The 22,535-nt window shown below is 68.1% G+C and carries 28 protein-coding genes; 17 read left to right on the top strand and 11 right to left on the bottom strand.

What is annotated here, in order from left to right; all coding sequences use genetic code 11:
* The 6 genes from sufC to ACQ1RG_RS13535 all read left to right on the top strand — a co-directional run bounded on the left by sufC (position 1) and on the right by ACQ1RG_RS13535 (position 5,332).
* A complete protein-coding gene (sufC, locus tag ACQ1RG_RS13560) occupies positions 1 to 759 on the top strand; it encodes a Fe-S cluster assembly ATPase SufC (RefSeq protein WP_009377232.1) in 759 nt (252 codons plus the stop codon).
* Positions 759 to 2,036 (top strand): SufS family cysteine desulfurase, encoded by a 1,278-nt coding sequence (locus ACQ1RG_RS13555; protein WP_201670958.1) that lies wholly within the window; start codon positions 759 to 761, stop codon positions 2,034 to 2,036. Before sufC ends, ACQ1RG_RS13555 begins: the two co-directional genes overlap by 1 nt.
* Positions 2,033 to 2,551: a Fe-S cluster assembly sulfur transfer protein SufU gene (gene sufU, locus ACQ1RG_RS13550; protein WP_236586861.1), complete on the top strand. Its 519-nt coding sequence runs from the start codon at positions 2,033 to 2,035 to the stop codon at positions 2,549 to 2,551. The genes ACQ1RG_RS13555 and sufU overlap by 4 nt, the downstream gene beginning before the upstream one ends.
* Positions 2,551 to 2,886, top strand: a complete 336-nt coding sequence (locus ACQ1RG_RS13545; protein ID WP_063250279.1) for a metal-sulfur cluster assembly factor — start codon at positions 2,551 to 2,553, stop codon at positions 2,884 to 2,886. The genes sufU and ACQ1RG_RS13545 overlap by 1 nt, the downstream gene beginning before the upstream one ends.
* A 203-nt stretch (positions 2,887 to 3,089) precedes the next feature.
* Positions 3,090 to 3,737, top strand: coding sequence for a ribonuclease H family protein (locus ACQ1RG_RS13540; protein ID WP_201670956.1), 648 nt, complete (start codon positions 3,090 to 3,092; stop codon positions 3,735 to 3,737).
* Positions 3,734 to 5,332 (top strand): ABC-F family ATP-binding cassette domain-containing protein, encoded by a 1,599-nt coding sequence (locus ACQ1RG_RS13535; RefSeq protein ID WP_009375919.1) that lies wholly within the window; start codon positions 3,734 to 3,736, stop codon positions 5,330 to 5,332. The genes ACQ1RG_RS13540 and ACQ1RG_RS13535 overlap by 4 nt, the downstream gene beginning before the upstream one ends.
* Positions 5,333 to 5,372: 40 nt before the next feature.
* Here ACQ1RG_RS13535 and ACQ1RG_RS13530 read toward each other — a convergent pair whose 3' ends face one another.
* The 3 genes from ACQ1RG_RS13530 to ACQ1RG_RS13520 are packed head-to-tail and all read right to left on the bottom strand — an operon-like array spanning position 5,373 to position 7,044.
* Positions 5,373 to 6,263, bottom strand: a complete 891-nt coding sequence (locus tag ACQ1RG_RS13530) for an SURF1 family cytochrome oxidase biogenesis protein (RefSeq protein ID WP_009375917.1) — start codon at positions 6,261 to 6,263, stop codon at positions 5,373 to 5,375.
* Positions 6,263 to 6,475: a hypothetical protein gene (locus tag ACQ1RG_RS13525; protein WP_111473056.1), complete on the bottom strand. Its 213-nt coding sequence runs from the start codon at positions 6,473 to 6,475 to the stop codon at positions 6,263 to 6,265. The genes ACQ1RG_RS13530 and ACQ1RG_RS13525 overlap by 1 nt, the downstream gene beginning before the upstream one ends.
* A complete protein-coding gene (locus tag ACQ1RG_RS13520) occupies positions 6,472 to 7,044 on the bottom strand; it encodes a DUF3099 domain-containing protein (RefSeq protein ID WP_131247691.1) in 573 nt (190 codons plus the stop codon). The genes ACQ1RG_RS13525 and ACQ1RG_RS13520 overlap by 4 nt, the downstream gene beginning before the upstream one ends.
* 117 nt (positions 7,045 to 7,161) lie before the next feature.
* On the opposite strand from ACQ1RG_RS13520, the gene ACQ1RG_RS13515 reads away from it, so the two are divergent.
* The 3 genes from ACQ1RG_RS13515 to ACQ1RG_RS13505 all read left to right on the top strand — a co-directional run bounded on the left by ACQ1RG_RS13515 (position 7,162) and on the right by ACQ1RG_RS13505 (position 9,195).
* Positions 7,162 to 7,872 carry a beta-ketoacyl-ACP reductase gene (locus ACQ1RG_RS13515; protein ID WP_259788489.1) on the top strand — a complete coding sequence of 237 codons (711 nt, stop codon included), beginning with the start codon at positions 7,162 to 7,164 and terminating at the stop codon, positions 7,870 to 7,872.
* A gap of 65 nt (positions 7,873 to 7,937) precedes the next feature.
* Entirely contained in the window at positions 7,938 to 8,696 is a 759-nt protein-coding gene (fabI, locus tag ACQ1RG_RS13510) for an enoyl-ACP reductase FabI (protein ID WP_131247687.1), read from the top strand.
* Between the two features lie 10 nt (positions 8,697 to 8,706).
* Positions 8,707 to 9,195 carry a SixA phosphatase family protein gene (locus ACQ1RG_RS13505; protein ID WP_131247685.1) on the top strand — a complete coding sequence of 163 codons (489 nt, stop codon included), beginning with the start codon at positions 8,707 to 8,709 and terminating at the stop codon, positions 9,193 to 9,195.
* A gap of 1 nt (position 9,196) precedes the next feature.
* Here the strand turns inward: ACQ1RG_RS13505 and serB are convergent, their stop codons facing one another.
* Both serB and ACQ1RG_RS13495 read right to left on the bottom strand, forming a co-directional pair.
* Complete coding sequence (gene serB / locus ACQ1RG_RS13500) at positions 9,197 to 9,847, bottom strand: phosphoserine phosphatase SerB (protein WP_131247683.1); 651 nt, start codon at positions 9,845 to 9,847, stop codon at positions 9,197 to 9,199.
* Positions 9,844 to 10,578: a hypothetical protein gene (locus tag ACQ1RG_RS13495; RefSeq protein WP_144587557.1), complete on the bottom strand. Its 735-nt coding sequence runs from the start codon at positions 10,576 to 10,578 to the stop codon at positions 9,844 to 9,846. The genes serB and ACQ1RG_RS13495 overlap by 4 nt, the downstream gene beginning before the upstream one ends.
* A gap of 43 nt (positions 10,579 to 10,621) precedes the next feature.
* Between ACQ1RG_RS13495 and ACQ1RG_RS13490 the strand changes: the two genes are divergently transcribed.
* From ACQ1RG_RS13490 to ACQ1RG_RS13480, 3 genes are read left to right on the top strand one after another with little or no spacing between them, the layout of a single operon-like run.
* Positions 10,622 to 11,407, top strand: a complete 786-nt coding sequence (locus ACQ1RG_RS13490; RefSeq protein ID WP_131247679.1) for an ABC transporter ATP-binding protein — start codon at positions 10,622 to 10,624, stop codon at positions 11,405 to 11,407.
* A gap of 24 nt (positions 11,408 to 11,431) precedes the next feature.
* The gene (locus ACQ1RG_RS13485) at positions 11,432 to 12,244 is read left to right on the top strand and encodes a sulfite exporter TauE/SafE family protein (protein WP_259801175.1); all 813 of its coding nucleotides are present in this window, start codon (positions 11,432 to 11,434) and stop codon (positions 12,242 to 12,244) included.
* Positions 12,241 to 13,140 carry a TrmH family RNA methyltransferase gene (locus ACQ1RG_RS13480; protein WP_131247675.1) on the top strand — a complete coding sequence of 300 codons (900 nt, stop codon included), beginning with the start codon at positions 12,241 to 12,243 and terminating at the stop codon, positions 13,138 to 13,140. Before ACQ1RG_RS13485 ends, ACQ1RG_RS13480 begins: the two co-directional genes overlap by 4 nt.
* A 3-nt stretch (positions 13,141 to 13,143) precedes the next feature.
* On the opposite strand, the gene ACQ1RG_RS13475 is transcribed toward ACQ1RG_RS13480, so the two are convergent.
* Positions 13,144 to 13,662, bottom strand: a complete 519-nt coding sequence (locus ACQ1RG_RS13475; RefSeq protein ID WP_131247673.1) for a hypothetical protein — start codon at positions 13,660 to 13,662, stop codon at positions 13,144 to 13,146.
* 258 nt (positions 13,663 to 13,920) lie between these two features.
* Between ACQ1RG_RS13475 and ACQ1RG_RS13470 the strand changes: the two genes are divergently transcribed.
* Positions 13,921 to 14,727, top strand: coding sequence for a phosphatase (locus ACQ1RG_RS13470; protein ID WP_131247671.1), 807 nt, complete (start codon positions 13,921 to 13,923; stop codon positions 14,725 to 14,727).
* An 11-nt stretch (positions 14,728 to 14,738) separates the two neighbouring features.
* On the opposite strand, the gene ACQ1RG_RS13465 is transcribed toward ACQ1RG_RS13470, so the two are convergent.
* Positions 14,739 to 15,302, bottom strand: coding sequence for a YbaK/EbsC family protein (locus ACQ1RG_RS13465; RefSeq protein ID WP_131247669.1), 564 nt, complete (start codon positions 15,300 to 15,302; stop codon positions 14,739 to 14,741).
* Between the two features lie 196 nt (positions 15,303 to 15,498).
* On the opposite strand from ACQ1RG_RS13465, the gene ACQ1RG_RS13460 reads away from it, so the two are divergent.
* On the top strand, positions 15,499 to 15,753 hold the full coding sequence (locus ACQ1RG_RS13460; protein ID WP_009375892.1) for a type B 50S ribosomal protein L31: 255 nt from the start codon (positions 15,499 to 15,501) through the stop codon (positions 15,751 to 15,753).
* A gap of 141 nt (positions 15,754 to 15,894) precedes the next feature.
* Here the strand turns inward: ACQ1RG_RS13460 and ACQ1RG_RS13455 are convergent, their stop codons facing one another.
* Genes ACQ1RG_RS13455 through ACQ1RG_RS13440 form a run of 4 tightly spaced genes read right to left on the bottom strand, consistent with a single transcriptional unit; the run spans position 15,895 to position 18,391 of the window.
* Complete coding sequence (locus ACQ1RG_RS13455; protein WP_131247667.1) at positions 15,895 to 16,719, bottom strand: PfkB family carbohydrate kinase; 825 nt, start codon at positions 16,717 to 16,719, stop codon at positions 15,895 to 15,897.
* A gap of 35 nt (positions 16,720 to 16,754) precedes the next feature.
* Positions 16,755 to 17,219, bottom strand: a complete 465-nt coding sequence (locus ACQ1RG_RS13450) for a tRNA (cytidine(34)-2'-O)-methyltransferase (RefSeq protein WP_063250289.1) — start codon at positions 17,217 to 17,219, stop codon at positions 16,755 to 16,757.
* Positions 17,220 to 17,266: 47 nt separating this feature from the next.
* Positions 17,267 to 17,953, bottom strand: a complete 687-nt coding sequence (locus ACQ1RG_RS13445; protein ID WP_009375889.1) for a class I SAM-dependent methyltransferase — start codon at positions 17,951 to 17,953, stop codon at positions 17,267 to 17,269.
* 9 nt (positions 17,954 to 17,962) lie between these two features.
* Entirely contained in the window at positions 17,963 to 18,391 is a 429-nt protein-coding gene (locus tag ACQ1RG_RS13440; protein ID WP_009375887.1) for a MerR family transcriptional regulator, read from the bottom strand.
* 84 nt (positions 18,392 to 18,475) lie between these two features.
* Between ACQ1RG_RS13440 and ACQ1RG_RS13435 the strand changes: the two genes are divergently transcribed.
* The 3 genes from ACQ1RG_RS13435 (at position 18,476) to ACQ1RG_RS13425 (ending at position 22,506) form a co-directional block, all read left to right on the top strand.
* A complete protein-coding gene (locus ACQ1RG_RS13435; protein ID WP_232252584.1) occupies positions 18,476 to 19,426 on the top strand; it encodes an SDR family NAD(P)-dependent oxidoreductase in 951 nt (316 codons plus the stop codon).
* 141 nt (positions 19,427 to 19,567) lie between these two features.
* On the top strand, positions 19,568 to 20,497 hold the full coding sequence (locus tag ACQ1RG_RS13430) for a cation diffusion facilitator family transporter (protein ID WP_259800996.1): 930 nt from the start codon (positions 19,568 to 19,570) through the stop codon (positions 20,495 to 20,497).
* A 236-nt stretch (positions 20,498 to 20,733) separates the two neighbouring features.
* Positions 20,734 to 22,506 carry an HNH endonuclease signature motif containing protein gene (locus ACQ1RG_RS13425; RefSeq protein ID WP_259800997.1) on the top strand — a complete coding sequence of 591 codons (1,773 nt, stop codon included), beginning with the start codon at positions 20,734 to 20,736 and terminating at the stop codon, positions 22,504 to 22,506.
* The last annotated feature ends 29 nt before the right edge of the window (positions 22,507 to 22,535 follow it).

Genomic DNA, 22,535 nt, shown 5'->3' with positions numbered 1-22,535 from the left:
ATGTCCAAGCTCAAGATCTCCGACCTGCACGTCAGCGTCAACACCGAGGCCGGCCAGAAGCCGATCCTCAACGGCATCAACCTCGAGATCGACTCGAACCAGACCCACGCGATCATGGGCCCCAACGGCTCGGGCAAGTCGACCCTCGCCTACTCCCTCGCCGGTCACCCGAAGTACGAGGTCACCTCCGGATCCGTCACCCTCGACGGTGAGGACGTCCTCGACATGACCGTCGACGAGCGGGCGAAGGCCGGTCTCTTCCTCGCCATGCAGTACCCCGTCGAGGTCCCCGGCGTCACCGTGACGAACTTCCTCCGCTCGGCCAAGACCGCCATCGACGGCGAAGCGCCGAAGCTGCGGAACTGGACGAAGGACCTCAAGTCGGCGATGGAGCAGCTGCGCGTCGACCCCGAGTTCGCGACCCGCAACGTCAACGAGGGCTTCTCCGGCGGTGAGAAGAAGCGCCACGAGATCCTCCAGATGGAGATGCTCAAGCCGAAGTTCGCCGTCCTCGACGAGACCGACTCCGGCCTCGACGTCGATGCCCTGCGCATCGTCTCCGAAGGCGTCAACCGGGTGCGTGAGACCACCGATGTCGGCGTGCTCCTCATCACGCACTACACGCGCATCCTCCGCTACATCAAGCCCGACTTCGTCCACGTCATCGTCAAGGGCAAGGTCGCCGAGGAGGGCGGACCGGAACTGGCCGAGCGCCTCGAGAACGAAGGCTACGACCGCTTCCTCTCCGCCGCGGTCTGATGTTCTCCCGGCTGCGCGGTGACTTCCCGATCCTCGAGACGAGGGTCGGGGAGTCACCGCTGACCTACCTCGACTCCGGGGCGACCTCACAGAAGCCCGAATGCGTCATCGACACATTCACGGAGTACTTCACGCAGCGCAACGCCGCCGTCCACCGGGGCGCGCACTCGCTGGCCGTCATGGCCACCGATGCGTTCGAGAACGGGCGCGCGGCCGTGGCCGGGCTCGTCGGGGGCGCCCCGGACCAGGTCGTGTGGACGAAGAACGCCACCGAGGCGCTCAACATCGTCGCACTCGGCATGGACCGGGCGAGCCACGGCTTCGGCGGTGAGGCCGCCAGCCGTTTCGCCCTCGGCGAGGGCGACTCGATCGTCGTCACCGAGATGGAGCACCACGCGAACCTCGTGCCGTGGCAGCAGCTCGCCGAGGCCACCGGCGCGCAGCTGCGGTGGATCCCGGTGACCGACGCCGGAGAGCTCGACCTGGCCGACCTAGAGACGATCGTCGATGAGACGACGAAGGTGCTCGCGTTCACGCATGTCTCCAACGTCCTCGGCACGATCAACCCCGTCGACCGGCTCGTCGCCCGTGCCCGCGAGGTCGGTGCGTACGTCGTCCTCGACGCGTGCCAGTCCGTGCCGCACATGCCCGTCGACTTCGCTGCCCTCGACGTCGACTTCGCGGCGTTCTCCGCCCACAAGGCGCTCGGGCCCACCGGTCTCGGCGTCCTCTGGGGGAAGTCGGAGCTCCTCGACGCGCTGCCGCCCGTGCTCACCGGCGGGTCGATGATCACGACGGTGACGATGGACTCAGCCGAGTTCATGTCCGCCCCCCAGCGCTTCGAGGCCGGCACCCAGCCGGTCGCCGAGGTCGCGGCCTTCGCCACGGCCATCGGCTACCTCGCCGAGGTGGGCCTCGACAAGGTTCTCGACCATGAGCGGGAGCTCGGTCGCCGCCTCCTCGAGGGGATCCGGGAGATCCCCGGGATCCGCATCCTCGGCGATGCCGAGGAGCGGATCGGGACGGTGGCCTTCGACGTCGACGGCGTCCACGCCCACGACGTCGGACAGTACCTCGACTCCAAGGGTGTGGCCGTGCGGGTGGGACACCACTGCGCGCAGCCGCTCCACCGGCGCTTCGGGGTGACCGCCTCGACGCGGGCGAGCACGTACCTGTACAACAACACCGACGACGTCGACCGCTTCCTCACGGCCCTGGCCGAGGTGCGCCCGTTCTTCGGGCTCACGGAGGAGAGCGCGGGAAGGCAGGCGTCATGACCACGCAGATGGAGCAGCTCTACCAGCAGGTCATCCTCGACCATTCGCGCTCGCGCATCGGCAACTCGGCCCTGCTCGGGGACTCGGCGACCGGACCCCATGGGTACTCCCACCAGGTCAACCCCACGTGCGGGGACGAGATCGAGCTCGAAGCGGAGCTGGGCGCCGACGGCACCGTGAGCGTGCGCTGGATGGGCGACGGGTGTTCGATCTCGATGGCCTCGGCGTCCGTGCTCACCGAGCTCGCCGCCTCGGCGACGGTCCCGGAGCTGCTCGAGATCGAAGCCGCCTTCCACGAGCTCATGCACTCCCGCGGAACCGGGGAGGCCGACGAGGAAATACTCGGCGACGCCGCAGCGTTCCAGGGAGTGTCGAAGTTCCCGGCGCGGATCAAGTGCGCCCTCCTGGCATGGATGGCGTTCAAGGACGCGCTTGGCCAGGCGCAGGCCGGCCAGGCGCAGGCCGGGACAGATGCGACAGCTGACAGCGCTTCAGCAGAGAACGAGGAGAAGTGATGCCCGAAGTCATAGACGCACCGCAGAACGCCAGCGTCGAAGAGGTCCGCGAAGCGATGATGGACGTCGTCGACCCCGAGCTCGGCGTCAACATCGTCGACCTCGGACTCGTCTACGGACTCACCGTCGAGGACGACGGCACCGCCGTCATCGAGATGACCCTCACCTCGGCGGCGTGCCCGCTCACCGACGTCATCGAGGACCAGACCGCCCAGTGCCTCGACGGGATCGTGCCCGCCTACCGCATCAACTGGGTGTGGATGCCGCCATGGGGTCCCGAGAAGATCACCGAGGATGGCCGCGAGCAGATGCGGGCGCTCGGCTTCAACATCTGAGGACGCGTCCCCGCGGGGACGTCTGAGACCACCGCCGAGGTGGGACCCCGGAACCGGGCGTCCCACCTCGGCGATGTGCGTGTGGGGGAGCGCACGAGCGGTCCTGTCTGCGCGCCCGGAGCGGACATGAAAGAATGGTCCGGGTCCGCCGACCGGCGGGACCGAGACTCTGCTGCCCGGGCTCAGACATCGAGGAGAACTCTGTGACGATCATCGCTGCCGCCGACGGCTCCGCCCTCGGCAACCCCGGACCGGCTGGGTGGGCGTGGTACATCGACGACGAGAGCTGGCGGGCAGGCGGATGGAAGAACGCGACGAACAACCGCGGTGAGCTCATGGCCGTCCTCGACCTCCTCGACGCGACCGCGGACACCGGTGAGGACCTCAAGGTCTTCTGCGACTCCCAGTACGTCATCAACGCGCTGACGAAGTGGATGCCCGGCTGGAAGCGCAAGGGCTGGAAGAAGGCCGACGGCAGGGAGGTCCTCAACCGCGACCTCCTCGAATCCCTCGACGCGGCGCTGACCGGCCGCGAGGTCGAGTTCGAATGGGTCAAAGGCCACAGCAACCATGCGATGAACGAAGCCGCCGACGACCGCGCGCGGGCCGCTGCGACCGCGTTCCAGAAGGGCACCCCGGTCCCGGAGGGTCCGGGATACGTCCCCGCGGGGACGCCGGTGAGCGTCGGTGCCGCCCTCGCCGAGGCGACCGCTGAGTCCGCGACGACCGTCGTCTCAACACGCGTGCCCGCCCACGTCGCCGACGCCCTCGTCTCCCGGGCCCGGGCCCGGGGAATCCACCCACAGGAATACCTGGCCGAGCTCATCGGCCGCAGTTTGGAGAGCGAATGATCCAGGCCTCCGGCCTCGAGGTCGCCGTCGGCGCCCGCACCCTCATGTCCGATGTCTCCTTCCGCGTCGACAAGGGCGACCGGGTGGGACTCGTCGGACGCAACGGCGCAGGGAAGACGACCCTGACGAAGGTGATCATGGGCGGTCACCCCGCCAATGCCGGATCCGTCTCGGTCTCCGGCACCGTCGGGTACCTGCCTCAGGATCCCCGCAGCGGCGACCTGCAGGCCACGGCCAAGGAGCGCATCCTCGGGGCCCGCGACCTCGACGTCCTTGTCAAGCGGCTGCGGAAGGCCGAGAGGCAGATGGCCTCACCCGATGCGGACGTCGCCGCGAAGGCGATCGACCGCTACCCGCGCATCGAAGCCGAGTTCGTCGCCGCCGGCGGTTATGCCGCCGAATCCGAGGCCTATGCGATCGCCGCGAACCTCGGCCTCGACGAGGACCTCGTCAACCAGGAGATCGGGACGCTCTCCGGCGGTCAGCGCAGGCGGGTCGAACTCGCCCGGATCCTCTTCTCCGCCCCGGACACGATGATCCTCGACGAGCCGACGAACCACCTCGACGCGGAATCCGTGCTCTGGCTGCGCGACTACCTCAAGGCGTACTCGGGCGGACTCATCGTCATCAGCCACGACCTCGACCTCATCGACGAAGTCGTCAACAAGGTCTTCTTCCTCGATGCGATGCGACAGACCATCGACATCTACTCGATGGGCTACCGCCTCTACCTCAAGCAGCGGGAGGACGACGAGCGGCGCCGGCGGCGGGAGCGCGCGAACGCCGAGAAGAAGGCCGCAGCGCTCACCGCCCAGGCGAACAAGATGATGGCCAAGGCGACGAAGACCGTCGCCGCCCAGCAGATGGTCAAACGCGCCGAGCGGATGCTCGCGGGCCTCGAGGACGAACGCAGCGCCGAGAAGGTCGCGAACCTCCGATTCCCGGCCCCCGCCGACTGCGGTCGCGTGCCGCTGACCGCCTCGGGTCTCTCCCGCAGCTACGGGTCGACGGAGGTCTTCACCGGCGTCGACCTCGCAATCGACAAGGGCTCACGCGTGGTCATCCTCGGCTTCAACGGTGCCGGCAAGACGACGCTGCTGCGTCTCCTCGCCGGTCTCGACGAACCCGACTCGGGTGAGGTCGTCCCCGGTCACGGACTCAAGCTCGGCTATTACGCGCAGGAGCACGAGACCCTCGACCTCGAACTCAGCGTGCTCGAGAACATGCGCCGGAACTCCCCGCACCTCGACGACACCGCGGTGCGCAACGTCCTCGGCTCGTTCCTCTTCTCCGGAGACGACGTCCACAAACCGGCCGGGGTCCTCTCCGGCGGGGAGAAGACGCGCCTGGCACTCGCCACGCTCGTCGTCTCGAGTGCCAACGTCCTCCTCCTCGACGAGCCGACGAACAACCTCGATCCGGCATCGCGTGAGGAGATCCTCTCCGCGATCCGCCGGTACGAGGGGGCGATCATCCTCGTCACCCACGATGAGGGAGCGGTCGCGGCCCTCGACCCGGACCGGGTCCTCCTCCTGCCCGACGGCGACGAGGACCTGTGGAACGACAGCTACCTCGACCTCGTCACCCTCACCTGAGCGATCTCACGGGCTGAGCCGGCTCACCGGCTGCGCGGTCTCACCGGCTGCGGAAGCGCTCCTCGAGCAGTTCGTCCTCGTCGGCTTCGTCGCGTCCGCGCGCACTCGGGGTGACGAAGCGGCCGCGACCGTATCGTGACCCGGGCTGGGTCATCTTCGCGCCCGCATCGAGGGCGGCCTTGTCGACGACGACGTACTCGGCCTCCCCGGCATCCGTGCCGAGCGCCTCAGCGGTCGCCCGGCGCTCACGCCTGGCCGAGATCGACACGGCGATGATGATCATGATCCCGAACGCGAACCACTGGAGCATGTAGGAGAGGTGGTTGCCGGGGTTGACGTCGGGTTCGGGCAGGGGAGTGAGCCCCGCGGTCGCGTCGACGTCGGCCTCCTCGGCGTAGACGTTGGCATACGCGTCGTCCATGCCGGGGATCCGGGCGGGATCGATCGCCTTGATCATCCCGGCGGGGTTGGTGTCCTCGGATCCGTCCTGGGCGATCTTGAGCCGAGCGGTGATCGTCTGCTCGCCGCTCGGGGCCTCGGGGACGGACTCGGCCTCGGGCACCCACCCGCGCACGACGGCGATCGTCTCCCCGCTGGTGAGCCGGAAGGGAACGACGACGTAGAAGCCGACCTTGTCGTTCACCGTCCGGTTGCGGGCGAGCACGGTGTCCGCGGTGAGGTACTGCCCGGTGAGGCTGACCGGACGCCATTCGTCGTCGGCATCGAGAGTCGCCGAGGTGGTCGGCAGGATCGCTCCGATGTCGACCGGGGCCGCGGAGTAGTTCGCATTGATCGTGTCGATCTCATGCTGGCGTTCGGCGCGGCGGTCCTTCTGCCAGAGTGCGAGGAACACGCAGGCGACGACGACGACGATCGTCATCGCGATGTACTTGAGCCAGCGGCTGCTGAGCAGGAACGAATAGCGGGACATCAGCCGGCGCCCTCCGGGATCTCGTCGATGGTCACGTCGGTGCGGTAGAAACCGCGCAGGGTGAGGAACTCACGCAGACGGTCGAGGTGCTCGTCGCACGCGAGCCAGACCTTCCGCCGCTCGGGCGTGTGCAGGCTCGGATTGTTCCACAGGATCGCCCGTGCGGCATCGGCTCGGCAGCCTTTGGCCGAGCATCGCAGTGCTTCCGTCATCGGCGCCCACCCGTGGCGTCGCCGGATCCGGGCCTCTCGTCGCGTCCACGCCCGTCGCCGGTTTCGCGCGCGTCGTCGAGGTCGCCCTCGTCGACGACCTCGCCGTCGATGTCGGCGGTGAAGAGGTGCTCGCGCCCGTCGTCGCCGCGGAAGGGCTGCGACGCCGCTGGACCCGCCTCAGCGTCCCCGGCCACCGTCGCACCGTCGACGACCGTCTCGCTATCGACGACCGTCTCGCCGTCGATGACGGTCGTCCCGTCCTCGCTGATCGTCTCCCCGCGTCCGGGAGGCAGCTGGGTGAGCGGGGCCGAGTCGATGAGCGCCGAGCGGTCGTCGCGGGTGCGCTCACGTCCCGCGTTGGCGAAGATCACAGCAGGGTAGGGCAGAAGGACCGCGCCGGCGACGAAGATCCACATGAGCACGTGCTGCGAGGCTGCGAATGCGAAATAGGCGGCAACGAAGCAGAGGGTGCGGATCGTCATCGTGATCGAGTACTTGATGATCCGCGACTTCATGTCGTCGTCGAGAGCAGTGTCTGCTGTCGTGATCTGCTGCGGGTGCCTGGACATAACCTTCTTCACTCGGGTCTACCTACAAAATCATACGCTTGCTTTGTGTGAGCATGTCGAGGTCGGACCAAACACGATAGGTTGGGTCTGTATCGTCGACCTACAGGAGAGAGTCCCGTGTCAGAACCCCGAGTAGTCCTCGTCACCGGAGGCAACCGCGGAATCGGCCGCACCATCGCCGAGGAGTTCCTCACCGCCGGAGACACGGTGGCCGTGACCTCGCGCAACGGCGACGCCCCCGACGGCGCACTCGCCGTGGCCGCCGACGTCACCGACGCCGAATCCCTCGACCGCGCCTTCACCGAGGTCGAGGAGAAGCTCGGACCCGTCGAGGTCGTCGTCGCCAACGCCGGCATCACCCGGGACAACCTGCTCATGCGGATGAGCGAGAACGACTTCGACGCCGTCCTCGACACGAACCTCGCCGGGGCCTTCCGCACCGTCAAGCGGGCGATCACGAACATGATCCGGGCGAAGAAGGGACGCATCGTCCTCATCTCCTCGGTCTCCGGCCTCTACGGAGTGCCCGGACAGTCCAACTACTCGGCGTCGAAGGCCGGCCTCGTCGGCCTCGCCCGTTCGATCACCCGTGAGCTCGGCTCCCGCGGCATCACCGCCAACGTCGTCGCTCCCGGCTTCATCCGCACCGACATGACCGATGAACTCGACGAGAAGCAGCGGAAGGAGTACCTGGCGACGATCCCCGCCAAGCGCTTCGCCGAAGCCGACGAGGTCGCCCGCGTCGTCCGCTGGGTCGCCTCCGACGACGCGTCCTACATCTCCGGAGCCGTCATCCCCGTCGACGGCGGCCTCGGCATGGGACACTGACAACCAACCTCCTCTGCGGCGCGACGAATCGCGTTCGCGGAGTACTGAACTGAGAAAGGACCGCAATGGGAATTCTTGAGGGAAAGCGCATCCTCGTCACCGGTGTGCTCACGGAGGCGTCGATCGCCTTCGCCGCCGCGAAGATCGCGCAGGAACAGGGAGCCGAGGTCATCCTCTCGAGCTTCGGCCGGCAGATGAAGATCACCCAGGTCATCGCCGAGCGCCTGCCCGTGACCCCGCGCGTCATCGAACTCGATGCGACGAACGAAGAGGACCTCGCGGCTCTGCCCGAGCGCCTCGAAGGCAACATCGACGGCATCGTCCACGCGATCGCCTTCGCCCCGAAGGACGCCCTCGGCGGCGTCTTCCTCGACACCCCGTGGGAGTCGGTGCAGGCGGCCATCCACGTCTCCGCCTACTCGCTCAAGGCGATCACCGTCGCAGCCCTGCCCGTGCTCAACCCGGGCGCCGGCATCGTCGGCCTCACCTTCGACGCGACGATCTCGTGGCCGGTCTACGACTGGATGGGAGTGGCCAAGGCCGCCTTCGAGTCGACCGCCCGCTACCTCGCGAAGTACGTCGGGGACACGGGCATCCGCGTCAACCTCGTCTCCGCCGGCCCGCTCAAGACGACCGCTGCGACCTCGATCCCCGGCTTCGAGACGCTCGAGGACATGTGGGGCGATCGCGCACCGCTGGGCTGGGACCAGAAGGACACGTCGGCCGCCGGCAAGGCGATCGTCGCGCTGGTCTCCGACTGGTTCCCCGCCACGACCGGCGAGATGGTCCACGTCGACGGCGGCTTCCACTCCACCGGAGCCTGAGGACCGCGCCATGCCAGTGCTCATCCTCGCCCGCCACGCGAAGGCGGAGGCTGACGGCCCCAGCGATTTCGAGCGGACCCTCAATGCGACGGGACTCGCCCAGGCGGTCGAGGCCGGCGCGGAGATCGCCGAGCGATGGACGCCTGAGGTGGCGATCGCCTCGGCGGCCAAGCGCACCGTCCAGACCGGTCAGGCCGTCGTCGAAGCCGTCAATCGACAGTCGGGGACCGACCTCGAGCTCACCGTCGACGAGTCCCTCTACGGAGGGGGAGTCGAGGACTGGATGGACGCGATCCGGTCGATCCCGGCGGGTGCCCAGTGCGCGTACATCGTCGGCCATCAGCCCACCGTCGCCGAGGTGATCGGCCACCTCTCCGCGGACGCGGGGGTGCCCGACGGGTTCCGTCCCTCCTCGATCGCCGTCTTCGACGTGTCCTCGTGGAACGTCGAACCCGGAAGCTTCCCGGTCCCCGAGATCCGCTCGTTCCGAGGGATCTGACTCAGAGGAACCTGAGCACCTCGCGCAGGTCCCGCCGGTCGATGGCGACATCGGCGGCGGCGACGAGCGCGGGCTTGCCGCAGAACGCGACCCCGAGCCCGGCCCGGGTGATCATGGCGATGTCATTGGCACCGTCACCGATCGCCACGGTCCGCTCGGGGTCGCAGTCGTATCGGGAGGTGAGCTCGGCCAGGATCGCGGCCTTCGCGCTCGGGTCGACGACCCGTCCCTCGGTCCGCCCGGTCAGACGCCCCTGATCGACCTCGAGGCCGTTCGCATGGACCTCGGTGATGCCGAGCGCCCCCGCGCGGGGCCCGATGATCGAGGTGAAGCCGCCGGAGACGAGCGCGACGACACCGCCTGCCTCGTGGACGGCTGCGACGAGCTCGGGTGCGCCCTCGGTCAGCGTGATGCGCTCACGGACCTCGTCGATGACGCTTTCGGGCAGCCCTTTGAGGAGGGCGACGCGCTCGGCCAGGGAGGCGGCGAAGTCGAGCTCACCGGCCATCGCCCGCTCCGTGATGTCGGCGACCAGGTCGCCGACCTCGGCATGCTCGGCGATGAGGTCGATGACCTCCTCGTTGATGAACGTCGAATCGACGTCCATGACGAGCAGCTGGACAGGGGCGGCAAGTGCGCGGGAGTCTCTCACCCCTTCATCGTAGCCACAGCCATGACGTAGGCGGCGGACGCCGGGTGAAGGCGAGACAGCAGGTCCCCGAAGACCGGAGGGGCGACGGTGGCAGGTGCCAGGACGGTGCGCATCCGTTCGTGGATGTCGAGGGCGGCGAAGATCGCCCGCGAATCCGCGTCGACGGGCAGCAGGGTCATGAGCGGATGGTCGTCGGAGAGATCGGACTGCCAGTCGCGCCACGGGGCCGAGCGCCACTCCTCGGGCACCTCGACCGTTTCGATGAGGCCCAGACCCTCCATGACGAGCAGGCGCAGGCGTCGCAGCGCCTCGGCGGGGGTGTCGACGCTCACGGGGCGGAAGACCGAGTCCCGGCACGCGATGACCTCGACATTCTCCTCGGCGCCGATGAGCATGATCCCCGCCTGATGGGCCCCGCGGTGGAGGACGACGGGGGCGGGGTGCCGGCCGACCCGGGCACGGTCGGCCTTGTCCACCGGCGGAGTCGTGTGCGGCAGCGAGGGATGCTGAAGGGCGAGCCGGGCGTGGGTGATCCCGGCGGCCTGTGCCGCGGCGGCGAAGAGGAGGAGACCGGTGGGGGTGTCGGTGCCGAGGACGGCGTCGGCGACGATGAGGGGAACCTCACGTCCCGCGTCGAGGAACGCTGCGCTCACCTCGTCGGGGGCGAGCGTTCCGGCCAGCCGATGGTTGACCGCCAGGGCGAGCAGGAGTGAGTCGAGTTGTGCGTCCATGTCGGACCAGAATAGACCCACCCCTGAGATAGAGTTGGGAGATATGAGTGATGTCCTGACTGTGGATAATGTGTCCGTGCGCCGGGGGACGAACTTCCTCCTCCGCGACTTCTCCCTCACCGTCTCCGAAGGCCAGCATTGGGTCGTGCTCGGACCCAACGGTGCCGGCAAGACGACGCTGCTCGAACTCGCAGCCGGGCGCATGCATCCCACGACGGGCAAGGTCGGCATCCTCGAGGAGCGCCTCGGACGCGTCGACGTCTTCGAACTGCGCCCGCGCATCGGCTACGCCTCGACGGCGCTGGCCGGACGGATCCCGAACTCGGAGGCCGCGCTCGACACCGTCCTCACCGCGGCCTACGGAGTGACCGGGCGCTGGGTCGAGGAGTACGAGGCGACGGACATCGACCGTGCCAAGGACCTGCTCTCCGCGTTCAACATCATGCACCTGGCCGACCGCACGTTCGGCACGCTCTCCGAGGGCGAGCGCAAGCGCGTCCAGATCGCCCGCGCGCTCATGACCGACCCCGAGCTCCTCCTCCTCGACGAACCCGCCTCCGGGCTCGACTTCGGCGGTCGGGAAGAGCTGCTCAGCGCACTCACCGAGATCCTCTCCTCGAAGTGGGCTCCGGCGACGATCATGGTCACCCACCACGTCGAGGAGATCCCGGCCGGGATCACCCATGCCCTCCTCCTCGGCGACGGGACCCCCGTGGCCGCCGGTCCGATCGATGAGACGCTCACGGCGGAGAACCTGTCGGAGACCTTCGGCATCGACGTCAAGCTCAGCCGCGACGGACAGCGCTTCCACGCCCGCTCGCAGTCCTAGGTCCGGCCGCAGCGCATGGAGGCCATGGAACTCTGGCAGATCGCCCTCATCGTCGCAGCCGGGGTAGGGGCCGGCGGGATCAACGCCGTCGTCGGCTCGGGCACCCTCATCACCTTCCCCGTGCTCGTCGCCTTCGGGGTGCCCCCGGTGGTGGCGACGATGAGCAACGCCGTGGGCCTCGTCCCCGGCAACATCGCCTCGTCCTTCGGGTACCGGGAGGAGCTGCGGGGCCAGTGGAAGCGGTTCGCCGGGTTCATCCCCGCCTCCCTGGCGGGCTCCCTCATCGGCGCCTACCTGCTCCTCCACCTGCCCGAGGATGCCTTCGAGACGATCGTCCCCATCCTCCTCGTCCTCGCGCTCATCATGGTCGTCGGCCAGCCCTCCCTCTCCCGCTACCTCAAACGGCGGGCGCTGCGCCGACGCGGGGAGGACCACGACGGTGACCTCGCCGAGGCTGAGTCCGGGGGTCTCTCGGTCGGGAAGACCGTGCTCGCGTTCGTCATCATCTTCCTCACCGCGATCTACGGAGGCTACTTCGCCGCGGCGCAGGGGATCATCCTCGTCGCGCTCCTCGGCCTCGTCCTCTCCGACGACCTGCAGCGGCTCAACGGGCTGAAGAACGTCCTCGTCCTCGTCGTCAACACGGTCTCGGCGACGACGTACATCATCGTCGGCCACGACCGGATCAACTGGACCGCGGTGGTCTGCGTCGCCGTCGGCTCGCTCATCGGCGGCTACCTCGGCGCGCGGATCGGCCGGAAGTTCTCACCCGGACTGCTGCGCGCCGTCATCGTCGTCCTCGGCCTCGTCGCGATCGTGAGGATCCTCACCCTGTGAATACCCCCGCCAAAGCCCCGCTCACCCGTGAGCAGATCATCGCCCGCGCCGTCGAGCTCGGCATCGCAGCCGAGCGCCTCCGCTTCTTCGAACCCGATGACCTCGCCGAGGCGACTGCGAGCGGGGGCGTGCTCGCCGACTACACATCGCTCACCGACGTCGCCCTGCGCAGCGTCCGCGAACCCGCGGAGGGGCTCTTCATCGCCGAGTCCTCGAAGATCATCCGCCGCGCCCACGCCGCCGGGATGACCCCGCGGTCGTATCTGACGAGCCCGAAATGGCTCTTCGACTTAGCCGACCTCATCGCGACGAACGACGCACCCATCCACATCGGCTCCGATGCCGCCGTCGAGGCGCTCACCGGCTTCCACCTCCACCGCGGGGCGCTGGCCGCGATGCACCGGCCCTCGCTGCCGCTCGTCACCGATCTCCTCGCCGAGGCGAAGCGCGTCGTCGTCATCGAGGACGTCGTCGATCACACGAACGTCGGGGCGATCTTCCGGTCGGCCGCCGCGTTCGGCGTCGATGCGGTGCTCGTCACCCCGCGGTGTGCCGATCCGCTCTACCGGCGGGCGATCCGGGTGTCGATGGGCACGGTGTTCCAGGTGCCGTGGACGAGGATCGACCCGTGGCCCGGCGGGGTCGAGACCCTGCGGCAGCTCGGCTTCCACGTCGCGGCCCTCGCCCTCGACGAGGACTCGGTCTCGATCCAGGAGTTCGCGGCCGCGGCGCCTGCGCGCACGGCTGTCGTCTTCGGCACCGAAGGAGACGGACTCGCGCGGGGCACGATCGCGGCGAGCGATTCGACGGTGATGATCCCGATGAGCGGGGGAGTCGACTCCCTCAACGTCGCCGCCGCCTCGGCGGTCACGTGCTTCGCCCTCCAGGGGGCGTGAGCCTCAGGCTTCCCGGACCTGAGCCCGCAGCCAGTCGAGGTCCTGGGCGTCGACGACGACGGAGCGACGCCGGGAGATCTGCGCCCACGCCTCGGCGAGGTGATCCTCGGTGAGTTCGACGGCGAGCTCCATCGGCGATGCTAAGTTCTCGGCCGCAGCTTCCTCACCGTCGAGGTAGACCGCTCTCTCGTCGGCTCTGCCGAGGTTCGCCGATCCGAGGAGCGCCCGCCGACCGACGAATAAGCAGTGGGTACGCAGCCGGTCGACGTGCTGGACCTGGACGTCGGCATCGAGGAGGAGTTGGAGGCCGTCGATCGAGAGACTCCCGCGGACGACGGCGACGGGATCGATCGTCGTCACCACCGCCCACGTCCGCGCGGATCCGGCGGCCGCCTCGGCGATGCGCTGACTGAACGCGTGGACGAAGCGCGGACTGGCGAGAATGACGTCCTCATCGGGATCGGCGAAGGCACGCTCGATCCAGGCCGCAGGATCGGTGATGAGGCGCATCGTTGAGCTCATGTCACCAGCGTACGCTCGCTCGTCGTCGATGGGGAGACCTCACATCCTCCCAGCCGAGTGCCGAAACGGCGGAGGCGGGAATGACGGGTGCGTGAACAGGGTGCGAACACTCGTCAGCCGCCGCCGTGCTCAGGCAGTGTGAGCAAGGGCGCAGACCCGGGACTGTATACAGTGGTGGGGAGCCGTCGCCGGGACCGTACCGGCGATGGCGGAGAGACCGGCGCTGTGGCAGCACAGGCGCCCCGAATGAGGAGATCAGTGGACCGCACGACACTTGCCCAGGCCCTGGAGACCGGACGCATCACGGGGGAGGTGGCGACACCGAGGGAGAACAACCTCGAGCACATCCGCCGCTTCCTCGCCGGGGAGAGGCAGTTCGACTTCGGTGTCGAACTCACCCGCGAGTGGGACTTCGACTCCGTCTTCGCCCTCATGGTCGATCGTGCCGGTCTCCGTCCGGACCCCGAGTTCACCTCGGGTGTCGACACGATCTCCACCGAGTCCTGCATCGCCGCCCTCGCCCGGCTTGCCGGCGCCATTGGCGACGTCGCCCGGGCAGGAGGGACCATCCTCTTCGCGACCGGTCACCCCGCAGGCCTCCTCCCCGTCCATATGGCCATCGCCGAGGCGGCCGAAGCCCACGGTGCCCGCATCGTCCGCCAGGTGGGGCAGGTCTCCGTGCCCGGGATCGGCGGGGACTGCCGCGAACTCAACCGGGTGTGGCTGTGGCACCTCCACGGGGGCACCCCGCACACCCACCTCGCCGAGCCGATGCACGCCCTCCTCGATGACCTCGACCGTCGCGGTGAACCCCGCCCCGACCTCATCGTCGCCGATCACGGGTGGGCTGGTGCCGCCTCGGCGCGGGGACTGCGGACCGTCGGCTACGCCGACTGCAACGATCCGGCGCTCTTCGTCGCCGAGGATCAGGGCGCGATCGAGACGACCGTGCCCCTCGATGACGACGTCAACCCCTACCTCTACGGACCGCTCATCGAGTTCGTCCTCGAACAGGCCGGGCTCGACAGTGCGCCCAGTCGGGAAACGACGGTCGCCGCGCGCTGAGACCCGGCGTCTCAGCCGATCTCGACGGCGAGACCGTCGATGACCTCGGCGCCGGGCAGGGACGCGAGCGTAGGCCCAGAGAGCAACAGCTTCGACCCGCGGATGCCGGAGCCGATGATGATCTCATCGGCTGCGGCGACGCGGGAGTCGATGAGGACGCGGTAGTCCTCCGGCAGACCGATCGGGCCGATGCCGCCGTACTCCATGCCCGACTCGCCGACCGCGCGGTCCATCGGCAGGAACGAGGCCTTGCGGACGTCGAGGAGCTTCTTCACCCGCTTGTTGACGTCCGCCCGCGTATCGGCGAGGACGAGGCAGGCAGCGATCCGCTCCTCACCGCTGCGGGCACCGGCGACGAGGACGCAGTTCGCCGAGGTCTCCGGCCCCAGGCCCGTGGCATCGAGGAGTGCCGCGGTGTCGGCGATCTCCGGATCGATCGCGAAGACCTCGACCTCACCCGTGACGGTGGGCAGAGCTGCGGCGGTGGAGGCGGCCATGAGCTCGGGCGCGGAAGAGGCGGGACGGACATCGAACTGGGCGCTCAGACGCGCCCGCGTGGGTGAACCAGTGGTCATGGAAGCAGTCTAGGAGACACCGGTGAGTCGGAGGGCCGGGTGTCGAATCGCTTTGCGTGCCCGCGTCGGTTAGACTGGACTGTCGGTTCGCGTCCGGTTCCTACGGCGTGAAGCGTTTTCAGCAGACGAATTCGGGCACTGGCAGATGGGTTGGACCCATACCAGGCGCCTGAGCGGATTCAGCAAAGGTAAGAATATGAAGAAGGACATCCACCCGGAATACGCGCCGATCGTGTTCAACGACCTCGCCTCCGGAACCAAGTTCCTCACTCGCTCGACCGCGAAGAGCGACAAGACCATCGAATGGGAAGACGGCAACACCTACCCCGTCATCGACGTCGAGATCTCCAGCGCCTCGCACCCGTTCTACACGGGCAAGCAGCGCATCCTCGACTCCGCCGGTCGCGTCGAGAAGTTCAAGGACCGCTACAAGGGCTTCGGCAAGCGCTGATCACCCGCGGTCCCGACCGCACAGCTCTGACAACCGCCCCGCGCACCGAAAGGTGCGCGGGGCGGTTGTGTGTTGCCAGGCGTCCCCGCGGGGACGCCTGGCCGACGACCGTGTCTCCGCGTCCCCGCGGGGACGCGTGGATCAGCTGAGAGAGACGACCACCTCGGCGGACGGAGACGTCCGGGCGGCGGGGTGGAACAGGGACGAGACGCCGGTGGCGTTGTCCAGGCTCGCAGCGATCCCATGCGCCACGGTCTCCTTCGCCTTGACCACGGCGTCGGTGATCGACAGGCCCGTGGCGATGCCGGCGGCGATCGACGAGGCGAACGAGCATCCTGCGCCGTTGACGAGCTTTTCGTTGACCTTGCGCGAGCGCAGCGTCGTCACCGTCTCACCGTCGAAGAGGATGTCGATCGCGTCCTCACCGGCCAGGCGCGCACCGCCCTTGACGACGACGTTCTTCGCGCCCTGACCGTGGATGATCCTCGCGGCTTCGATCATGCCCTCGACCGAGTCGATGGGCTCGAGACCTGCGAGGACGGCCGCCTCTTCGAGGTTCGGGGTGATGACCGTGGCCAGAGGCACGAGGTTGTCGACGAAGAGGTCCTTGAGGTCGACCATCGACCCTGAGCCCTTGCACACGAGGACGGGGTCGAAGACGTAGGGGAGCTCGTTGGACTTGAGGTCCTCGGCGAGGACGAGGGCGGACTCGACGGAGCCGAGCATGCCCGACTTGATCGCGTCGAATTCGTGGATGGCGAGCGCCGAGCCGAGCTGACGGTTGACGACCTCGGGCTCGATGAAGTCGATCGCGTGACCGAACTCGTTGTCGGGGTCGAAGGTGACGATGCAGGTGACGACGGCGGTGCCGAAGGCACCGTACTCCTCGAACATCTTCAGGTCGGCTTCGAGTCCGGCACCGCCGGAGACGTCGGAACCGGCGATCGTGAGCAGCTTGGCGGTCATGGTGGTCCTTTCACGGGAGACTTCTCGCGAGAAGTCTACGCGCCCGCGTATCCGTGCTGGCGCCATGCCTCGTAGATCGCGATCGACGCCGAGTTCGCGAGGTTGAGCGAGCGGCGGCCAGGCAGCATCGGGATCCGCACCCGCAGGTCGACATGGTCGTCGTCGACGACCTCGGCGGGCAGACCCGTCGACTCCTGCCCGAAGAGGAGGACATCCCCGTCCTCGTAGGCAACCTCGGCGAAGGAGTCGGTCGTGTGCGTCGTGAACGCGATGACCCGACGTTGACCCAGGGTCTGCCACAGGTGATCGAGGTCCGGGTGGACGGTGACGTGGGCGAGGTCGTGGTAGTCGAGTCCGGCGCGACGCAGCTTCGCGTCCGTGAGGTCGAAGCCGAGGGGTTCGACGACGTGGAGGTGCGCGCCGGTGACGGCGGCGAGCCGGATCGCGTTGCCGGTGTTGCCGGGGATCTCCGGGGTGTGGAAGACGATGTCGATGCTCATATGTCGACCATCATCTCATCCGTTCGGGTCGACTCCGTCCTCGTGTGTCAGTAGTGATCCTCGCCGAGGCGGTCGCTCGTCTCAAGGCGCACGAGCACGTACCCCTGCGGGGTCGATTCCGGGTAGCGGCCGGCTGTGTCGGGTTCGCGCTCCATCCGGGTGACGAGTGAGAACCCGTGGGCGGTGAGGACAGCGACGACGTCGTCGATGCTGCGGCGGTGGAAGTCGAGGTCGACGTCGTAGCCGGCGAGGTCGGAGAAGTGGTCGACCGAGTCGCCGAGCTGGAACGCCAGCTGGAAGTACCCGCCGGGGCGCAGGACCCGCGCCGCCTCGGCGATGACCCGGTCGAGACGGTCATCGGGGATGTGGATGAGTGAATACCACGCGAGTGCTCCGGAGAAGCTGTTCTCCGGGTAGGGCAGGCACGTCATCGATCCGGTGGTGAAGCTGAGGTCGGAGTAGAGCTGGGAGGCTTGGGCGATCATCTCCGGGGAGAGGTCGAGCCCGGTCGCGTCGAGGCCGAGGCCGGTGAGGAAGGCCGTGATCCGGCCGGGGCCGCACCCGAGGTCGATCGCCTCGGTGTGTCCGGTGGCGAGGACGAGCTCGGCGAAGGCGCCGAGGACGGCGCGGTCGTGGGGTTTGGCGGTGAGTTCGGCGGAGACCCAATCGGTGTAGGCCTGCGCGATCGCATCGTAGGAGTCGCGGGTCGGGGTCTCGTAGTCGGCGGTGCTCATGGGATGAGCCTAGACGGTGCCCGGCTCTCTGTCCCACGATCCGGCCGAAGAACCGTCGGCAACATGCGCGGCGTAGACGTTCGTCTTCCACTCAATGACCTCTCGGCACTCCTCGAGCGCGCGGATCTGAGCGTCGACTCGTTCGCGGTGGTCGTTGAGGATCCGGAGACGGTCGTGTTCGTTGCCCGGTCCCTGGCGGACCAGGGAGGCGAAGCGCTGGAGTTCGGTCAGTGGCATGCCGGATTCGCGGAGGCGGACACAGACCTGCAGCCATTCGAGGTCGGCAGCGGTGTAGATGCGTCGACCGCTCGGCGACCTGTCGACGGGGGCGATGAGAAGATCCATCCGCTCGTAGTACCGCAGGGCGTGCACACTCATTCCCGTTTGCTCGGCCACGTCGCCGATCGTGTACGTCGTCGCTTCGCCGTGGTCACTCATCGTCGTGCTCCCATCCCTTGACCTCGAGTTCACTCTAGCTCGTAGTGTCGTGGCATGACTCACAGTGAACAGACTCCGATCGGAGTGGAATTCGGCGCCTCCTCCACCGCCGACGAGGTGCTTGACGGTATCGATATGGGCGGAACGACTGCGGTGGTCACCGGTGGCTATTCCGGTCTCGGTTTGGAGACGACACGGTCGCTGGCCAGGGCGGGCGCCCGCGTGATCGTCCCTGCACGGCGTATGGACGCAGCCCTATCGGCTGTCGGCGCTCTGAGTGGTGTGACGGTGATCCCCATGGACCTGGCCGACCTCGACAGCGTCCGGAGCGCCGCCGAACGGGTGGCCGCCGAGACCGAGCGGCTGGAGCTGCTCATCACGGCAGCCGGAGTGATGGCGTCGCCGGAACGACGGGTGGGCCCGGGCTGGGAAAGCCAGTTCGCGATCAACCACCTGGGGCATTTCGCGCTCATCAACCGTCTCTTTCCCCTTCTGGCAGACGCCGATGACGCGCGCGTCGTCACCTATTCCTCGGTCGGCCATCACCTCTCTGACATCCGGTGGGACGACATGTACTTTGGGACCGGCTACGACAAGTGGCTCGCCTACGGTCAGGCGAAGACCGCGAACGTGCTCACCGCCGTCCACCTCGATGCTCTCGGTCGCACGAGTGGTGTCCGGGCGTTCTCCCTGCATCCGGGTTCGATCATCACCGGCCTGCAGAGGGACATGACGCGTGCTGAGCAGGTCGAACGCGGATGGATCGATGAGAACGGCACGGTCATCGGCGCGGGATTCAAATCTGCCGCGCAAGGAGCTGCAACCGGGTTGTGGGCGGCGACGTCACCCGCGCTCGAGGGCCGTGGAGGGCTCTACTGCGAAGACTGCGATGTCGCGCCTGTGGCTGCCCCCGGCTCGCCGATCGAGGACGGCGGAGTGCGCGAGTACGCACTCGATGCTCACGCCGCGGAACGTCTGTGGCGTGAGTCGGCGAGACTGACCGGAGTCGATGCTTTCGGCACCGGTGCGCGCTGAACGCGTCTTGGCGGGGACGTCAGATCCCCTGATGCGTCCCCGCGGGGACGCGTCGTGATGTGTGGGACCGGGCGAGCGCCTCGGCGAGATCGATAGGATGGTTCGAGGACATCCGCCGAGGTGAAGGGACCCAACCGTCACATGCGCACCGAACAGCAGGCACTCAAGGTCTCCCTCGCAGCGATCCTCCTCGTCTCCGTGCTCGGCATCGGGTTCGGTCTCGTCTCGGGGTCGTTCGCGATCCTCTTCGACGGGGTGTTCTCACTCATGGACGCGGTGATGTCCGTCGTCTCCCTCACCGTCGCAGGCCTCATCTCCCGGTCCGTGGCGAATCGGCTCTCGGTGCGTACCCAGAACGCGTTCACGATGGGCTTCTGGCACTTCGAGCCGATCGTCCTCCTCGTCAATTCCGTGCTCATGATGGGGGTGGCCGCGTACGCGCTCTTCCAGGCGGTCTCGGCGCTGCTGAGCGGGGGACGGGAGGTCGACTTCGGCCCCGCCGTCGTCTACGCCGCGGTCGTCGTCGTCATCACCGTGGTCATGGGTGTCCTCGAACACCGGGCGAACCGGCGCATCGGCTCGGAGTTCGTCGCCATGGACGTCAAAGGCTGGATCATGGCCGGCGGAGTCACCGGCGCCCTGCTCATCGCCTTCGTCATCGGCATGATCATCGACGGCACCGAGGCGGAATGGTTCATGCCCTACGTCGACCCGGCCGTCCTCACCGTCGTCGCCCTCGTCCTCATCCCCGTTCCCTTCTCGACGCTGCGCAAGGCACTGTCCGAAGTCTCGCTCGTCACCCCTCCAGGACTGCGGAAGGACGCCGAGGCGGTCGCTGAGGACGTCAGTGCCGCCGAAGGATTCGACGACTACCGGGTCTATGCCGCGGCACAGGGACGGTCCCGAACGGTCGAGATCGTCTTCTACGTGCCCAAGGGCCTGCCGCCGCGGGCACTTGAGGACTGGGACCGCATCCGCGACACCGTCGAAGGCCGCCTCGGCGGGGACGATCCCCATGCGTGGATCACCGTGTCCTTCACCACGAAGGACGCTCCGGCCGTTTCGACGTAAGACTGCGGCTGGCGCGTCCCTGCGGGGACGTGCGACCGCGATGCGAGAGCGTCCCCGCCGGGACGCCGCGTCTCCTCACCTGCACAAACGAAGATGAATCGAAGAAGTGTCTCCTTCGAGTGCGCTGATCTTTCGACGATCGGGCTTTCTATGTCAGTGCCGACCTCTACCGTGGATGCAAGGTTCGACCGCCACGGGGGCGAATGAACCGCAGCGGCCGAGGGGAAGGTGCCGACATGGACGAGGCGATCGGATTGGATCAGACGGTGTCGACAGCGGCGTCGACGACAGAGCCGAATGCAGACCGGACGGCGTGGAAGGAAGGCGGGGGAGTCGGTGCGGGGTATCCCGAGGGAGGCCGCGGTCGGAAGCACAGTGAACCGTATCAGCCCGTAGATTCCGTATCTACCGTATTCGGCGGATCGACGTCGCCGGGCAAACCCGTCATCAACCCCTTCGATCCGCGACCGGTCGCCGACGACGCCGATCCCGCGGAGTCCAACGACGGCCTCCATGCGCTCACAGGCAGTGAGATCGTCTCCGACATCCAGGCCAACATCGCCTGCGTCGCCCACTGCCAGGCGCGGATCATCGCCCTCATCGACGAGGCCGAGCGCAGAGACCTCTGGGCGCAGTGGGTGGGGGTGAAGAGCCTGCCCGGCTGGGTCATGCACATCGCCTCGGTGAGCGCCCACACCGCACGGGAGTATGTCAGGGTGATGTACGCCCTGCGCAGGATGCCGCGCGTCAAGAAGGGTCTGAGCGAGGGAGACCTCAGCTACTCGAAGGTGCGGGAGGTCTCCCGCCTCGTCGACCGGATCCCCGATGAGGATGCCGCGCGCCTGGCGAAGGTCGGCACCGGCGCGCAGGTCAGCGTCGTCTCACGCAACTATCGGAAGCTCAGCGCTGCCGAGGAGACAGGTGAGCTTCCGCGGTGCCTGCCGCAGGACGACGTTCTCATCTGCACGGCCGGCCCCGGTCGGACCCGCATCGTCATCGACCTCCCCGAAGACGATGCGGCCGAGATCGTCACGATGCTCGCGGCCGTCCGGCGCATCATCGAGCGCAGAGACGCCGAGGCGCAGCGCCGCGCCGACGAGGCCGCTGATGGCGGCGGTGCGCCCCGGCGTCGCGAGCGGATCCCGCAGACCGCGTGCCTCATGGAGATCGTCCGCGCTTTCCCGCACGCGCAGCCCTCGGGTGCCGTCGACCTCGATCGGGCGCGCATGCTCGTCCACACCTCCGCCGAGGTGCTCGTCCGCTCCGGTGCCGCCCTCCTCGCGTCCGAGTCCGACTGTCCCGACAGCGTCCCCGCGGGGACGCCGGATGACGACGACGTCCCCGCGGGGACGTCGGAAGGGTTCGATCCGGACGCTGACGACCCCGGCCGTGCCGACGAGACGTGTCGGATCGACGGGTTCGGCGGCATCACCGCCGCCACGGCCCAGCGTCTGGCCTGCGAAGCACTTGTCAGCGGGATCATCAAGGACGAGTCAGGCGATGTGCTCAGGCTCGGCCGATCGAAGCGGCTCGCGAGCAGGCGGCAGCGGATGGCGCTGAGCGCGCGCGACGTCGGCTGCCAGTTCCCCGGCTGCCTCGCCCGGAGAGGCTGCGAGGCCCACCACATCCGGCCGTGGTCGCAGGGCGGGGCGACCGATCTCGACAACCTCATCCTGCTCTGCCGCTCCCACCACATCGCCGTCCATGAGCACGGCCTGAGGATCGTGCGGACGACAGCCTCGTTCTCGGGAGCGCTCGAAGGGGCGCCGGCGTTCGCGTTCCTCCTGCCCGACGGCGCTCAGCTCCTCGCGTGTGAGGAGGAGGATCCCTTCCACCGGGTCTTCGATACCGCGCGGCTCGGCGAGGTCGTCGAGGCGGTTGAGAAGGCGACCGAGAATGCCGATCCGAGCACCCTCGGCGGGGGCTACGGTTTTGACCTGGGCAATTGTCTGGCATGGATGTTCGAAGCGGAAGCGCGACACGCCCGAGCGAACGAAAAGGTCGCCTGAATCTTGCCTATTTCGAACACCAGTTCGAT

This window comes from Brevibacterium sp. K72 (assembly GCF_050562175.1).
Taxonomy (GTDB): Bacteria; Actinomycetota; Actinomycetes; order Actinomycetales; family Brevibacteriaceae; genus Brevibacterium; species Brevibacterium casei.
This window is presented reverse-complemented; position numbering and strand designations above follow the sequence as displayed.